The organism is Pseudomonas sp. NBRC 111119 (genome assembly GCF_001320125.1).
GTDB lineage: Bacteria > Pseudomonadota > Gammaproteobacteria > Pseudomonadales > Pseudomonadaceae > Aquipseudomonas > Aquipseudomonas parafulva.
Genome location: NZ_BCAV01000003.1, coordinates 37,779 through 52,731, shown reverse-complemented (window position 1 = coordinate 52,731; position 14,953 = coordinate 37,779). Strand labels below are relative to the sequence as shown.

Genomic DNA, 14,953 nt, shown 5'->3' with positions numbered 1-14,953 from the left:
GTCAGCGCTGCGCCCCGTGGGACAACTGCACTTGTTGGCGCACGGCGCGGCTCATGCTGCGGTTGGCCGACAGGTCATAGCCCTCCAGCAGGGCCTGAACGTTTTCTTCGAACAACCACTGGCGGTCTTCGTCGTAGCGCTGCATGTGCCGCAGGTTGCGCTGGCGCAGTTCGGCGGACAGGGGCGAGGGCAGCAGGCGCATGTCGGCCAGGTCGATCAGGCCGAACTCACCGTTGTCCAGCAGCAGTACGTTGCCCAGGTGCAGGGAGCGGAAGTACACCCCTTGCTGGTGCAGGCGGCCGATGAACTGGCCCAGGCGCCCGACCAGGGCCTGGCGCTCAGCCAGCGCCGGGCAGGCCTGCAGGGCCTGGCGCACGGTGCGGCCTGCCAGTGGCAGGTAACGCACGCCCTGTGAGCCGTCGGCGTAGTTCAGCAGCTCGACTACCTGTGGGGTGGCAATGCCTTCCAGGGCCAGTTGCTGGCTGTTTCTGACGAAGCGCCGGGCATAGGGGTAGAAGCTGCCGGCCGTGTACCAGGGGCGGGCACGGAACAGCTTGAGGAAGCTGCCATCCTGCAGCAGCAGCACCTTTGGCCCAAGGCCATCTTCTTCGATGACCTTGGCGCCCTGGTGCAGTGCTTGCACCTGTACAGGGGTCAAGGTGTGGCGAGTGGCTGCAACCAGGCGGCCGCCTCGGCGGGCGATGTTCAGCCCGGCGATCAGGGCCAGCGGGATCCACAGCAGGAACCAGTGCTCCTTTGGCCGCGAGAGGATGCCACCGCCTTCGGTCAGGCCTGCGCCGATGCCGAATACCAGCAGCGCCGTGGCCATCTGCAGGGCCGGGTGCCTGCGGTATTTCCAGCCGCTATACAGGGCGTAGCCAAGCATGCCAAGCCAGGGCAACATGCCCAGGATGCCAACGTAATACAGGACGCCCATGGCGAAGCTGTGGGGTTCACTGAAGGGGTAACCCACCCCCACATCGATGCTCAGCGGCGCGTCATAGCCATGGCCGATCAGCGGATGCTGCAGGAACAGCTCCCAGGTGGTGTGCCAGATCTCGAAGCGGTAAGAGTCGCCCCGCGCCGTAATCAGTTGCGGGTCAACCAGCAGCACCAGCACGATGAACACCGGCGCTGCCAGGAACAACGGAATGGAGCGGCGGTCCAGGCACAGCAGGGCGATCCAGTTGACGGCCAGGGTCATGGCCACCAGCGGTGTGCGGGAGCCGGTCGCGACCACGGCGGCGAACATCACCGCGAACGCCGCCGTGCACAGCGCCACGGTGAGTGCACGCTTGCTGTTGACCGCCATCCACAGCCAGTAGACACCGAAGAAACCGAACAGGTGAGAGCTGAGCAACGGGTTGTCCAGAGCCCCCGCGCCGATCAGCCGGCTACCTGGCTGGTAGGTCAGCACGAAGGTGGACAGGTCGCGCAGGGTGGCCACCAAGGCCAGCAGGGCAGCCCCCAGAAACAGCGCCTTGAGGGCTTCGGGGCGGTAGCGCAGCATCAGGCCAGTACCCAGGAACAGCATCAGGGTGTGCAACGGGCGCTTGATCAGGTTGTCGGCCTCGGTGGGCGAAGGCGACCAGGCCAGGCTCAGCACGGCATAGCCGGCAAACAGCAGGAACAGCCACAGCAGCGGCTCTCGCAGCAAAGGCTTGAGTGCACTTGGCCGCACGCATAACGCCAACAGCGTCGGGATGCTGAACAGGCCGTAGTACAGCTTGTGATGCAGGCTGCGATCGGGCAGGAAGAACAGCGCACCCAGCAGCGAGAGCATGCCGGCGGGCAGCAGCCACAGGCACACGAAATCGTAGAAGCGGTTGCCGACGTTCTGGAGGCTGCTTGGGGACATGAGCGAAACGGGCCTGGGTGTGAAGAACGGGCAATGTTAACCCAGCTTTGCACGCATTGCTGCTGGTACGCGCCTGGTCGTCGTTAACCGACGTGCAAGGCAACCTGTGCTAAAGTCAGCACCCCATTTTCAGCATGTTCCGTGATATGACAGACGCCAAAGGCTCCAGCAGTTCATCGAGCATGAAGATCTACCTCCGTCTACTTGGCTATGTCCGCCCCTACATCGGCGTGTTTCTGCTTAGTATCCTGGGCTTTCTGATCTTCGCTTCGACTCAGCCCATGCTGGGCTATATCCTCAAGTATTTCGTCGACGGCCTGTCCAACCCGGACGCCTCGCTGTTCCCCAACGTCCCTTACCTGCGCGACCTCAACCTGTTGCACACGGTACCTGGGCTGATCATTCTGATCGCCGCCTGGCAGGGGCTGGGTTCGTTTCTGGGCAACTACTTCCTGGCCAAGGTCTCCCTGGGCCTGGTACACGACCTGCGGGTGCAGCTGTTCAATAACCTGCTGACCCTGCCCAACCGCTACTTCGACCAGAACAACTCCGGGCACCTGATTTCCCGCATCACGTTCAACGTGACCATGGTCACCGGTGCTGCCACCGACGCCATCAAGGTGGTGATCCGCGAAGGCATGACCGTGATCTTCCTGTTTGCCTCGCTGCTGCTGATGAACTGGCGCCTGACCCTGGTGATGCTGGCCATCCTGCCGCTGATCGCCTTCATGGTGGGCCGCGCCAGCAAGAAATTCCGCAAGCAGAGCAAGAAGATCCAGGTGGCTATGGGTGACGTGACCCACGTGGCATCGGAAACCATCCAGGGTTACCGGGTAGTGCGCAGCTTCGGCGGCGAAACCTACGAGCAACGGCGCTTCCTCAAGGCCAGCCAGAGCAACACCGACAAGCAGCTGCGCATGACCCGCACCAGCGCCATCTATACGCCGCTGCTGCAGTTGGTGATCTACGTGGCCATGGCGGTGCTGATGTTCCTGGTGCTGTACCTTCGCGGCGACGCCTCGGCGGGTGACATGGTTGCCTACATCACCTTGGCCGGTCTGCTGCCCAAGCCGATTCGCCAGCTGTCGGAAGTCAGTTCGACCATCCAGAAGGGCGTCGCCGGTGCTGAAAGCATCTTCGAGCAACTGGACGAGCCGCGTGAGCTGGACAAAGGCACTGTGGAGCGCGATTCGGTCAAGGGTCGCCTGGAAGTGCGCAACCTCAGCTTCACCTACCCAGGTACCGAGCGCCAGGTACTGCGCGACATCAACTTCACCGTCGAGCCCGGGCAGATGGTGGCGCTGGTGGGCCGGTCCGGCAGTGGTAAATCCACCCTGGCCGGCCTGATTCCGCGCTTCTACCACCACGACACCGGCGAGATTCTGCTCGATGGCGTTGAAATCGAAGACTTCAAGCTGCTGAACCTGCGCCGCCACATCGCCCAGGTCAACCAGCACGTCACGCTGTTCAGCGACACCATCGCCAACAACATTGCCTATGGTGACCTGGCCGGTGCCCCGCGTGCCGATATCGAGGCGGCCGCCGAGGCGGCGTTCGCCAAGGACTTCGTCGACCAGTTGCCCAAGGGCTTCGATACCCAGATCGGTGAAAACGGCGTGCTGTTGTCTGGCGGCCAGCGCCAGCGCCTGGCAATCGCCCGAGCGTTGCTGAAGAACGCACCCTTGCTGATCCTGGATGAAGCCACCTCGGCGCTGGACACCGAGTCGGAACGGCACATCCAGGCCGCCCTGGACCGCGTGATGGAAGGCCGCACCACCCTGGTGATCGCGCACCGTCTGTCGACCATCGAGAAGGCCGACCAGATTCTGGTCATGGACCAGGGTTGCCTGGTGGAGCGTGGCACCCACGCCGAGCTGCTGGCAGCCAATGGCTATTATGCCCGCCTGCATGCCATGGGCCTGGATGAACCGGCCAAGGCCGATATCACCTGAAACCCGCCACACCGGGGCCCTGGCGGCCCCGGTTGTATCCGGATGTTCCCAGGGTGATCTGGCCGTAAAGCCACCGTTCACCCTGTGCTAATATCCCGTCCCTGTTCACTATTTTCATATGGGTTGCCCATGAAGTTGTCCATGCCGCGTTTCGATCAAGCCCCGGTACTGGTGGTCGGCGATGTCATGCTCGACCGCTACTGGCATGGCGGTACCTCGCGTATCTCGCCTGAAGCGCCAGTGCCGGTGGTCAAGGTCGATCAGATCGAGGATCGCCCGGGCGGCGCGGCCAACGTTGCGTTGAACATTGCGGCGCTGGGTGCGCCTGCGTCGCTGATCGGTGTCACCGGGCAGGACGAGGCCGCCGACAGCCTGGCCAACAGCCTGCACGCGGCGGGTGTGCGCTCTGTGTTCCAGCGCATCGCCCATCAGCCGACCATCGTCAAGCTGCGGGTCATGAGCCGCCACCAGCAGTTGCTGCGTATCGATTTCGAGGAGCCCTTCGCCACCGACCCCCTGTCACTGGGGGTGGAAGTGGACAAGCTGCTCGAAGGCGTCAAGGTGCTGGTACTGTCGGATTACGGCAAAGGCGCCTTGAAGAACCACCAGAGCCTGATCCAGGCAGCACGCGCCAAGGGTATCCCGGTGCTGGCCGACCCCAAGGGCAAGGATTTTTCCGTGTACCGCGGTGCCAGCCTCATTACCCCCAACCTCAGCGAATTCGAAACCATCGTCGGCCGCTGCGCCGACGAGGCCGAGCTGGTAGCCAAGGGCTTGCAGCTACTGCATGACCTGGACATGGGTGCCTTGCTGGTGACCCGTGGCGAGCACGGCATGACCCTGCTGCGCATCGGCCAGCCGCCGCTGCACCTGCCAGCGCGGGCGCGCGAAGTGTTCGACGTCACTGGTGCCGGCGATACGGTGATCTCTACCCTGGCTGCCGCCATTGCGGCCGGCGAGGAGCTGCCCCATGCGGTGGCCCTGGCCAACCTGGCGGCAGGCATCGTGGTCGGCAAGCTGGGTACCGCCGCCATCAGTGCACCAGAGCTGCGCCGGGCCATTCAGCGCGAGGAGGGTTCCGAGCGCGGGGTGCTGGGGCTTGAGCAACTGCTGGTAGCCATCGATGATGCCCGTGCCCACAACGAGCGCATCGTCTTTACCAATGGCTGCTTCGACATTCTGCATGCCGGGCACGTGACCTATCTCGAACAGGCCCGTGCCCAAGGGGACAGGCTGATCGTTGCAGTCAATGACGATGCGTCGGTCAGCCGCCTGAAAGGGCCAGGCCGGCCGATCAACAGTGTCGACCGGCGCATGGCGGTACTGGCGGGCCTGGGGGCGGTGGACTGGGTGATCAGCTTCTCGGAAAGCACGCCGGAAAACCTGCTGAGCCAGGTGAAGCCCGATGTGCTGGTAAAGGGTGGCGACTATGGCATCGACCAGGTGGTGGGTGCCGATATCGTCAACGGCTACGGCGGCACCGTGAAAGTGCTGGGGCTGGTCGAGAACAGCTCGACCACTGCCATCGTCGAGAAAATCCGCAAGCACTGACGCTGCGTCGGGGCCACCATGGCCCCGGTCATGGGCTCTGGTTGCGCAGAGACGTCCTGGCCCGCCGCAGCAGGGCCCGCGCCTTGGCACCAAAGCGCTGCAGGTGGCTGGCCCGCGCGGGCTTGGTTTCTACCAGGCCTTGCTGCTTCACCCAGTCCCGCCAGCGCACCCGCTCATCCTTCACCACCCAGCCTTCCTGCTGGGCAAAGCTCTCGGCCAGGTACAGGCCGCGAGTGCTCGCCGGCACCAGCTCGTCCTTCTTCAGGGTGTACAGCTCGGCCAGGGGTTGGCCGTCCTTCAAAGGCATCAGGTACAGGTCTGGCCGCTTGCGGTTCAGCCGCGCCACCAGTTGGTCGCCTTCCAGCCGCTCATCGACGTGGAACAGGCTGAGCTTCTTGGCGTCCCGCGGCACGTCCAGGCGCATGTCGTAGATCAGTTGCAGCGATGCCGTGGGCAGGTGCACATAGGCCCTGGGCCGCTCCAGCAACACCTGCTGGCCGCAGTGCACCGGGCGCGCCGCGCCGGACTGCGGGGCCAGCTGGAAGTGCGGGGTTTCACGGTAATGCAGGGCGGCTGCGTAGGGTACGGGCAGCCAGGTTTCGTTGAAGCGCCCACCCAGCCACCCTTCGGTGGTTTCCAGCAGGCATTCTTCGGCCACTTCCTGCACCGCCGTGTGCAAGGGCAGGTTCAGCTCCTGCGCCGGTACATAACCTGAGATCAGTTTCAGTACCACGTCGCCGCGGTCTTGTCGGCGCTGGCGCACCAGCACCCAGTAATCGCGGTTTTGCCAGTGCAGGGTGAGCCGAACCGAGACGCCCAGGTTGGCCAGCTCGGCGACGAAACGCTGCGGGTCATCCACCTGGATGGGCTTGCGCCGTTGTTGGGTCTGGGCAAAGTTGAGGGGCACGCCGATGCTCTGGTACACCAGGCCCTCGGCGGTGGCTTCTACATGCAGTGGCAGCGTCTTGAAGTTGCTCGGGTTCTTGCGGATCAGCGTTCGCGCCACGTGGCTTCTCCTTGCGTCGGCTCAGTTGCCCGGCCATGGCCAGGGGCAACTCACTGCTGGCCCAGGATGCGGGCGACGGTGGCCACGTTGTGGGCCAGGTGCAACGGGTTGATGGTGCCCACGATAGCACTGCTAACGCCCGGGTGGGCAAACAGCAATTCGAAGCTTGCCCGCACCGGGTCCACACCGGGTGCCAGGCATACGTGGCCGCTGGCCAGGGCCTTTTTTACCAGGATGGCCTTGCCGTGTTGCGCAGCGTAGTCCAGCACGGGGCGCTCTGCCTGCTCGTTCAGGTTGTAGGTGACCATGGCGCAGTCGCCGTGCTCCAGGGCCTTCAAGCCGCCAGCAACCGTCTTGCCGGAGAGGCCGAAGCCCAGGATCTTGCCCTCGCGCTTGAGCTCGGCCAGAGTCTGGTATACCGCTTGCTGCTCCAGGATGGCCAGGTCGTTGCCGTCGGAGTGCACCAGCACCAGGTCGATGCGGTCGGTTTCCAGCCGCTGCAGGCTACGTTCCACCGACCGGCGGGTGTGGGCGGCACTGAAGTCGAAGTGCGACAGGCCGCCCTCGAACTCTTCACCCACCTTGCTCACAATCACCCATTCATCGCGTTGCCCACGCAGCAACGGGCCGAGGCGCTCCTCGCTGCGGCCATAGGCGGGGGCGGTATCGATCAGGTTGATGCCCAACTGGCGGGCCTGGGCCAGCAGCAGGCGGGCATCTTCATCGCCGGGGATGGTGAAACCGGCGGGGTATTTCACGCCCTGGTCGCGGCCGAGCTTCACGGTGCCAAGGCCCAGGGGCGACACCTGCAGCCCGGTGCTGCCCAAAGGGCGATGGAAATTGTGCAGGGTGGGCAGGCTCATGGCAGCAGTTGCTCCCAGGCTGGCGTGCCCAGAGGCGGGCGTGGCAGGCCGGACAGGTCAGGGTGGGCCTGGGGTTGAATGCCGTCGCGCTGCAGCTGGTTGATGACCCGGTCACTGAAGTCCGGCGCCAGGGCCAGCTTGGTCGGCCAGCCCACCAGCAGGCGCTGCTGTTCGGCCAGGAAGGCGTTGTCGGGGCGCACCAGGCCCGATTGCGCGGGTTCTGCGCGGTCGACGCGCAAGGTGGCCCAGCGTACCTGGCCCTGGTCGACCCAAGGCAGCAGGTTGGCCACTTCCTGCTGCGCGGCGGCGATCTGCGCGGCGCTGTCGCGGGCCACGCCATCGGCTTCGGCCAGGTCGCCACCCAGGTACCACACCCACTGGCCGTCGGCAGCCGGGTGGGTGGTGACGGTCATGCGCGGCTTGGGCCCGCCGCCCAGGCAGTGCGCATACAGGGGTTTGAGGTTGGCGCCCTTGGCCATCACCATGTGCAGGGGGCGTGTCTGCATGGCTGGCTGCTGCAGGCCCAGGGCGTGCAGCAGGTCTTCGGTGCCGGCCCCTGCGCTGAGGACGATGCGCTGGGCGATGATGCTGCGCCCATCCACCTGCAGGCCAACCAGTTCGTCGCTTTCACGCAGTGGGGTGATGCGTTCGCCTGCCAGCAGGCTGTCACCGGCCAGTTCTGCCAGGTTGGCCAGCAGGCTGGGCACGTCGATGACCAGTTCTGCCAGCCGATAGACCTTGCCCTTGAAGGCCCGGTCCTGCAGGGCCGGGGGCAATTGATCGCCCTTGACCTGGTCGACGCGGCCGCGCACCGCCTTGCTGGCGAAGAAGCTGGTGAGGTTGCCGGCCAGCGTGCCGGGGGACCACAGGTAGTGGGCCTCGGACAGCAGCCGGGTGTTGGCCAGGTTGAGCTCACCGTTGCCGGCCAGCGCCTCGCGCCAGCGCCTGGGCATGTCGGCGATGGCTTCGGAAGCGCCGGTCAAGGCGCCGTGCAGGGCGTACTTGGTGCCGCCATGGATGATGCCCTGGGACTTGATGGTCTGCTCGCCGCCAAGGCTGGCGCGCTCCACCAGCACTGTCGAGTAGCCCAGCCGACGCAGGCGGGCATTGAGCCACAGGCCTGCGACCCCGGCGCCGACGATCAGCACGTCAGTGGTAATGGCAGATGGCATGGTGGTACCTCGAAGACTGGGACAGCGGGCAAGTATACAGGGTCGGGCCTGGGTGGGCAGTTAGCCGGGAGTGTTCGCCTTGGCAGTTGCGGCGCCTGGGCGATCGAGCGCCAGGCTCAACCCAGGCCCGGCATCAATGCCCCGCCGTCTTGGAAAACACCTGAATCACCACCACGCCCCCAACAATCATGGCCATGCCCAGCACGGCGGGCACGTCCAGCTTCTGCCCGTAGATCACCAGTGCCGCCACGCTGATCAGCACGATGCCCAAACCCGACCACACAGCATAGGCAATCCCCACCGGAATGCTGCGCACCACCAGCGTCAGCATCCAGAACGCGATCCCGTAGCCCACCACCATCAACAGCAGCGGCAACGGCGTGCTCAGCCCTTTGACCGCTTTCATCGAAGCAGTGGCGATAACTTCGGCGCAGATGGCGATGGCGAGGTAGGTGTAGGCATTCATGATGGTTTCTCCTGATGATGCGCGCATTCTAGAGGGTGCCAGTATGCGGTAAAGTCATTACCTATCTGGTATGGAGATAGGTTGATGGCCGAGCTATGGAACTTGGAGCAGCTGCGCACCTTCCTGCGCGTGGCGGAGCTGCGCTCATTCTCAGCAGTAGCGCGGGAGCAGGGCAGGGCGCAGTCCGCAATCAGCAATGCCATCGCCTTGCTGGAAGCCGACCTTGGCGTCACGCTGTTCGAGCGCAGCAGCGGTCGGCAGCCGAAACTCACTGAAAACGGCAGTGCCTTGTTGGCCGATGCCCGCGAGTTGTTACGCCAGTGCGAACGCCTGGACGGCCGTGCCCTGGCACTGATGCGCGGCCAGGAAGCCCTGTTGCGGGTGGCGCAAGACGAAGCCATGCCCTATCAGCCCGTCATCGACAGCCTGGATGAACTGGCCAGCCGTTACCCGTTTCTGGAAGTGCAACTGGCCAGCGGCGCCCAGGGTGACGTAGCGCGCAAACTGGTCGAGCGGCGCGCCGACCTTGGCCTGTTCTTCCACCACGAAAGCATGCCGGCATCGCTGGAGCGGCGAGCCCTGGGGAGTGTGGAAATGGTAACCGTGTGCGCCGTTGACCACCCACTGGCGCAGGCCGGTCCGGTGACCCGTCAGCAACTGGCACGCCACCGCCAATTGCTGGTTACCCCCCAGCAGAGCGGCTACCCGGGCGGCGAGGCGATCAGCCCGCAGGTGTGGCGGGCCGACAGCTTTTACGCCATGGCCGAATTGCTGATGCGCGGCCTGGGTTGGGCCTGGCTACCGCGGCATGTGGTGCAATACCCGACCTACCAGGCGCACATGGTCGAGCTGGCCAGTGAATGGCGCCCACCGGCATTGGTGGTGGAACTGGCCTGGCGCCGGGACGAGCCCCTCGGGCCCGCCGCACAGTGGCTGGCCGAGCGCTTTGCGGTACACCTGCGTGCTATCGGGTAAACTCCGCCGCTATGAACAGAACTCTCTATACCTTGTTGTTTCACCTCGGTCTGCCACTGGTTGCGCTGCGCCTGTACCTGCGTGCGCGCAAGGCGCCTGCCTACGGCCAGCGCCTGGGTGAGCGCTTTGCATTCAAACTGCCAGCCATGCGCAAGGGCGGTATATGGGTACATGCGGTGTCGGTGGGTGAAAGCATCGCCGCAGCGCCGATGGTGCGCGCATTGCTCAAGGCCTACCCGCAGCTGCCGATTACGCTCACCTGCATGACCCCAACCGGGTCGGAGCGTATTCGCGCCCTGTTCGCCGACGAACCCCGGGTGCAGCATTGTTACTTGCCCTATGACCTGCCCTGGGCGGCTGGGCGTTTTCTGGACCATGTGCAGCCGAAACTGGGCGTGATCATGGAAACCGAGTTATGGCCCAACCATATCCATCAGTGCGCCAAACGCTCGATCCCGGTCGCGCTGGCCAATGCGCGGTTGTCCGAGCGTTCGGCCCGTGGCTATGGCCGCTTTGCCAGGCTGACCCGGCCCATGCTGGCCGAGATGAGCCTGATTGCGGTGCAGACCGAAACGGAGGCCGAGCGTTTCCGCACCTTGGGTGCGCGCCCGCAGTGCGTCCAGGTGACGGGGTCGATCAAGTTCGACCTGCAAGTCGACCCGCAACTGCTGCCACGCGCCAAGGCGCTGCGCGAGCAGTGGGGGGCCGCCCAGCGGCCGGTGTGGATCGCGGCCAGCACCCATGAAGGCGAAGACGCACTGATTCTCCAGGCTCATCAGCAGCTGCTGAAGAGCCATGCCGATGCGTTGCTGATTCTGGTGCCGCGCCACCCCGAGCGCTTCGCTGCCGTGCATGCCCTGTGTAGCGAGCAGTTCGCAACGGTACGCCGCTCCGCTGGGGACGCTGTGCAGGGCCAGAGCCAGGTGCTGCTGGGCGATACCATGGGCGAGTTGCTGTTCCTTTATGCCCTGGCCGACATCGCCTTCGTGGGTGGCAGCCTGGTGGCGACAGGGGGGCACAACCCGCTGGAGCCCGCCGCGCTGGCGCTACCGGTGCTGATGGGGCCGCACGTGTTCAACTTCCTCGAAATCAGCGCAATGCTGCGCGAGGCCGGGGCGCTGCAGCAGGTGGACGATGCCGACGGGCTGGCCCAGGCGGTGCAGCGGCTGGTCGAGCTGCCGCAGGACGCCCGGCGCATGGGCGAGGCGGGCAGGGCAGTGATGCGGGCCAACCAAGGGGCGTTGCAGCGGTTGGTCGATGGGTTGAGTGGGTTGTTGAGGTAAGGCCGCCGCCACGCAGCCACCGTTTCAGCGCCTGCGCTCGAAGTTCTTGGCCGCCGCCGCCGCCAGGTCCGGCGGCAAAAAATCCTTGTCCGGGTTGTAGTCCGGTTTCAGGTAGCGCTTCAGATCCTGCAGGTCTTGCGGGCTGAGCGTGCCGGCTGCCTGCTTGAGGCTCAGGTTATCGAGGATGTACGCATAGCGGCTGTTGTTGTAATCCCTCACCGAGGTATACAACTGGCGCTGTGCATCTAGCACGTCAACGATATTGCGCGTGCCCACCTGGTAGCCAATTTCAGTGGCTTCCAGCGCACTCTGGTTGGAAATGATCGACTGCTTGCGCGCCTGCACCTGCTCCACGTCGGTATTCACCGCCCGGTGCAGGTTGCGGGTGTTTTCCACCACCTGGCGGCGCAGGCTCTCACGCTGTTGCTCGCTCTGGCTGAGGCGCTGGTAAGCTTCGCGCACCTGGGAGCTGGTCAGGCCACCGCTGTAGATCGGGATGTTCAGTTGCAGGCCCACCGTGGTCTGCTCCACGTCACCGCCATAGCGCACGCCCAGCGGCGACGGGTTGCTGAACCCCAGGTTGTCGTTGTCGCCCTTCTGGTACTTGGCCACTGCATCCACCGTGGGGGCGTGGCCGGCCTTGCGCTGGCGCAGGGTTTCTTCGGCGGCAGACACCGCGTAGTTGGTGGCCAGCAGGTTCAGGTTCTGCCGGCCTGCGGTTTCTACCCAGGCCTTGGCGTCGTTGGGGGTCGGCACCTGCACTGGCAGGCTGTGCACCACGCCCTGAATCGACGTGTACTCACGGTTGGTGAGGGTGACCAGGGCCTGGAAGGCATCCTGCACCTGGCGGTCGGCAATGATGCGGTTGGCCCGTGCGGTGTCGTAGCTGGCCTGGGATTGCAGCACGTCGGTCTTGTCCGACAGGCCCACGTCGAAGCGTTCGTTGGACTGGTCCAGTTGGCGCTTGAGCGCGGCCTCTTCGGCTTTGGTCGCGGCCAGGTTGTCCTGGGCGCGCAAGACCGCGAAGTAGCTTTGCGCGGTCTGCAGGATCAGGTTCTGTTCGGTGGCCGACAGTTCCAGTGCGGCCTGCTCGTTGACTGCTTCGGCAGCCTGCAACTGGAACCACCGATCGGCGCGGAAGATCGGCTGGGCCAGTGTCGCACTCCAGGCGTTGCCGCTGCGGGTAGAGGTGATCGAGGGTTCGTCGAGCTTGGTGCGCGTGTTCATCATCTCGGCACCCGCCGACAGGTTGGGCAGCAGCCCGGCACGGGCCTGGGGCACCACTTCGCGCCGCGCGCCATAGTCGGCGCGGGCTGCCGCCAGGTCGGCGTTGTTGTCCACGGCTTCCTGGTACACGCTGACCAGGTCGGTCTTCACCGTTGGGGGCACGTCTGCTGCCCAGGCCATCGCGTTGGATGCACAAGACACGGCGAGGGCCAGTGAAAGTTTGCGCAGCATAGGTGCAATCCTTGTACGAAATGTAATTACTGAACTGTTGAGTATCGTGCGATGACGCAGTGTAGTGCTGTGTGCATTGGGCAACAATCGCCTATTCACCGCCGATCGTCCGGGCCGATAGCCGCTTGGCTTTGCGGGCCACTCCAGTCTAGACTGCGCATGTTCTTGTCGGGGTGCCTTGAAGCAAAGGCTGAGATCGCATAGGTGCGGATCCCGTTGAACCTGATCAGGTTAGCGCCTGCGTAGGGAACAAGATTGCTCGCCTTCCCGGGGAGCCTCTTGTGCCAGGTCCGGGAATGTCTCAGCTGCTTGCGGCTGTTGGCACCTCGTCTTTGGCACCGCACCCGTCTAGGAGTGCATCCGCGTCCTTCAGGTTCACCCCGACATTCCACTGCTTGGAAGCCGTCTGGAGAGCCTGTGATGACCAAACAAGAAAAAGCGATCAACCTCAGTGAATCGGCCCAGGTCGATCAGCAGTCCGTGCAACCCTTCCCGCGCTCGCGCAAGGTGTATGTCGAGGGTTCGCGCCCGGACATCCGTGTGCCCATGCGCGAGATCAGCCTGGACGACACCCCCACCGACTTTGGTGGCGAAACCAACGCCCCGGTGCTGGTCTACGACACCTCCGGCCCCTACACCGACCCCAGCGTGCTCATCGACGTGCGCAAGGGGCTGGCCGATGTGCGTTCGGCCTGGATCGAGGCACGCGGTGATACCGAGCGCCTGGCCGGGCTCAGCTCCCACTTCGGGCAAGAGCGCCTGAACGATGCCGAACTCGCCAAGCTGCGCTTCGCCCACGTGCGCAACCCGCGGCGGGCCAAGCCCGGTGCCAACGTCTCGCAGATGCACTATGCCCGCCAGGGCATCATCACCGCCGAAATGGAATACGTGGCCATCCGCGAAAACATGAAGCTGCAGGAAGCCCGTGCCGCGGGCCTGCTGGCCGAGCAGCACGCCGGGCACAGCTTTGGCGCCAGTATCCCGCAGCAGATCACCCCGGAGTTCGTGCGCGAAGAGGTTGCCCGTGGCCGTGCGATCATCCCGGCCAACATCAACCACCCAGAGCTGGAGCCGATGATCATCGGCCGCAACTTCCTGGTGAAGATCAACGGCAATATCGGCAACAGCGCACTCGGTTCCTCCATCGAGGAGGAGGTGGCCAAGCTGACGTGGGGCATCCGCTGGGGGTCGGACACGGTCATGGACCTGTCCACCGGCAAGCACATCCATGAAACACGCGAGTGGATCATCCGTAATTCGCCAGTGCCGATTGGCACCGTGCCTATCTACCAGGCCCTGGAAAAGGTCAACGGCGTGGCCGAAGACCTCACCTGGGAGCTGTTCCGCGATACCCTGATCGAGCAGGCCGAGCAGGGCGTGGACTACTTCACCATCCACGCCGGGGTGTTGCTGCGCTATGTACCGCTGACCGCCAAGCGCGTCACCGGCATCGTAAGCCGCGGGGGTTCGATCATGGCCAAGTGGTGCCTGGCGCACCATCAGGAGAACTTCCTCTATACCCACTTCGAAGAAATCTGCGAAATCATGAAGGCCTACGACGTCAGCTTCTCGCTGGGCGATGGCCTGCGCCCGGGGTCGATTGCCGATGCCAACGACGCGGCCCAGTTCGGCGAGCTGGAAACCCTGGGCGAGCTGACCAAGATTGCCTGGAAGCACGACGTGCAATGCATGATCGAAGGCCCCGGCCATGTGCCCATGCAGTTGATCAAGGAGAACATGGACAAGCAGCTTGAATGCTGTGACGAAGCGCCGTTCTACACCCTTGGCCCGCTGACCACCGATATCGCACCGGGCTACGACCACATCACCTCGGGCATCGGTGCGGCGATGATCGGCTGGTTCGGCTGCGCCATGCTCTGCTACGTCACACCCAAGGAGCACCTGGGCCTGCCGAACAAGGACGACGTGAAGACCGGCATCATCACCTACAAGATCGCCGCCCACGCTGCGGACCTGGCCAAGGGGCACCCCGGCGCGCAGATCCGTGACAACGCGCTTTCCAAGGCGCGCTTCGAGTTCCGCTGGCAGGACCAGTTCAACCTTGGCCTGGACCCGGATACCGCCCGCGCGTTCCACGACGAAACCCTGCCGAAGGAGTCGGCCAAGGTCGCGCATTTCTGCTCCATGTGCGGGCCGAAATTCTGCTCCATGAAGATCACCCAGGAAGTGCGCGAGTACGCCGCCAAGATCGAAACCGTGGACGTTACGGTGGAGCAGGGCATGCGTGAGCAGGCCGAGCGGTTCCGCCAGGAAGGCAGCCAGCTGTACCACAAGGTGTAACCGGCTTTACACCTGCACCGAAGCGGCTAGCCCCTTCACGGGTAAACCCGCGAAGAGGCTAGCCGCTT

General features: G+C 64.5%; 11 protein-coding genes and 1 riboswitch. Of the genes, 5 read left to right on the top strand and 6 right to left on the bottom strand.

The genetic code is table 11. The annotated features are described in order from the left end of the window. Nucleotide 1 precedes the first annotated feature (1 nt). Nucleotides 2-1,858 carry a bifunctional O-antigen ligase/aminoglycoside phosphotransferase family protein gene (locus APH25_RS00425; protein ID WP_060480707.1) on the bottom strand — a complete coding sequence of 619 codons (1,857 nt, stop codon included), beginning with the start codon at nucleotides 1,856-1,858 and terminating at the stop codon, nucleotides 2-4. A 146-nt stretch (nucleotides 1,859-2,004) separates the two neighbouring features. On the opposite strand from APH25_RS00425, the gene msbA reads away from it, so the two are divergent. Together msbA and hldE are read left to right on the top strand one after the other, a co-directional pair. Next, nucleotides 2,005-3,810 (top strand): lipid A export permease/ATP-binding protein MsbA, encoded by a 1,806-nt coding sequence (gene msbA / locus APH25_RS00420; RefSeq protein ID WP_028631872.1) that lies wholly within the window; start codon nucleotides 2,005-2,007, stop codon nucleotides 3,808-3,810. A 129-nt stretch (nucleotides 3,811-3,939) separates the two neighbouring features. Then, nucleotides 3,940-5,361 (top strand): bifunctional D-glycero-beta-D-manno-heptose-7-phosphate kinase/D-glycero-beta-D-manno-heptose 1-phosphate adenylyltransferase HldE, encoded by a 1,422-nt coding sequence (gene hldE / locus APH25_RS00415; RefSeq protein WP_060480706.1) that lies wholly within the window; start codon nucleotides 3,940-3,942, stop codon nucleotides 5,359-5,361. Nucleotides 5,362-5,389: 28 nt separating this feature from the next. Here hldE and APH25_RS00410 read toward each other — a convergent pair whose 3' ends face one another. The 4 genes from APH25_RS00410 to APH25_RS00395 form a co-directional block, all read right to left on the bottom strand. Further along, complete coding sequence (locus tag APH25_RS00410; protein ID WP_028631870.1) at nucleotides 5,390-6,367, bottom strand: hypothetical protein; 978 nt, start codon at nucleotides 6,365-6,367, stop codon at nucleotides 5,390-5,392. 50 nt (nucleotides 6,368-6,417) lie between these two features. Continuing rightward, nucleotides 6,418-7,230 (bottom strand): aldo/keto reductase, encoded by an 813-nt coding sequence (locus tag APH25_RS00405; RefSeq protein ID WP_028631869.1) that lies wholly within the window; start codon nucleotides 7,228-7,230, stop codon nucleotides 6,418-6,420. Next, entirely contained in the window at nucleotides 7,227-8,402 is a 1,176-nt protein-coding gene (locus APH25_RS00400; protein WP_060480705.1) for an FAD-binding oxidoreductase, read from the bottom strand. The genes APH25_RS00405 and APH25_RS00400 overlap by 4 nt, the downstream gene beginning before the upstream one ends. A 133-nt stretch (nucleotides 8,403-8,535) precedes the next feature. Then, a complete protein-coding gene (locus APH25_RS00395) occupies nucleotides 8,536-8,868 on the bottom strand; it encodes a multidrug efflux SMR transporter (protein ID WP_060480704.1) in 333 nt (110 codons plus the stop codon). An 84-nt stretch (nucleotides 8,869-8,952) separates the two neighbouring features. Between APH25_RS00395 and APH25_RS00390 the strand changes: the two genes are divergently transcribed. Together APH25_RS00390 and waaA are read left to right on the top strand one after the other, a co-directional pair. Further along, nucleotides 8,953-9,843, top strand: a complete 891-nt coding sequence (locus APH25_RS00390) for a LysR family transcriptional regulator (RefSeq protein WP_028631866.1) — start codon at nucleotides 8,953-8,955, stop codon at nucleotides 9,841-9,843. An 11-nt stretch (nucleotides 9,844-9,854) separates the two neighbouring features. Then, entirely contained in the window at nucleotides 9,855-11,126 is a 1,272-nt protein-coding gene (waaA, locus tag APH25_RS00385; RefSeq protein WP_060480703.1) for a lipid IV(A) 3-deoxy-D-manno-octulosonic acid transferase, read from the top strand. Between the two features lie 24 nt (nucleotides 11,127-11,150). Here the strand turns inward: waaA and APH25_RS00380 are convergent, their stop codons facing one another. After that, the gene (locus tag APH25_RS00380; RefSeq protein ID WP_028631864.1) at nucleotides 11,151-12,584 is read right to left on the bottom strand and encodes a TolC family outer membrane protein; all 1,434 of its coding nucleotides are present in this window, start codon (nucleotides 12,582-12,584) and stop codon (nucleotides 11,151-11,153) included. Nucleotides 12,585-12,743: 159 nt separating this feature from the next. After that, nucleotides 12,744-12,850, top strand: a riboswitch (TPP riboswitch). A gap of 154 nt (nucleotides 12,851-13,004) precedes the next feature. Here APH25_RS00380 and thiC point away from each other — a divergent pair. After that, nucleotides 13,005-14,885, top strand: a complete 1,881-nt coding sequence (thiC, locus tag APH25_RS00375) for a phosphomethylpyrimidine synthase ThiC (RefSeq protein WP_028631863.1) — start codon at nucleotides 13,005-13,007, stop codon at nucleotides 14,883-14,885. The last annotated feature ends 68 nt before the right edge of the window (nucleotides 14,886-14,953 follow it).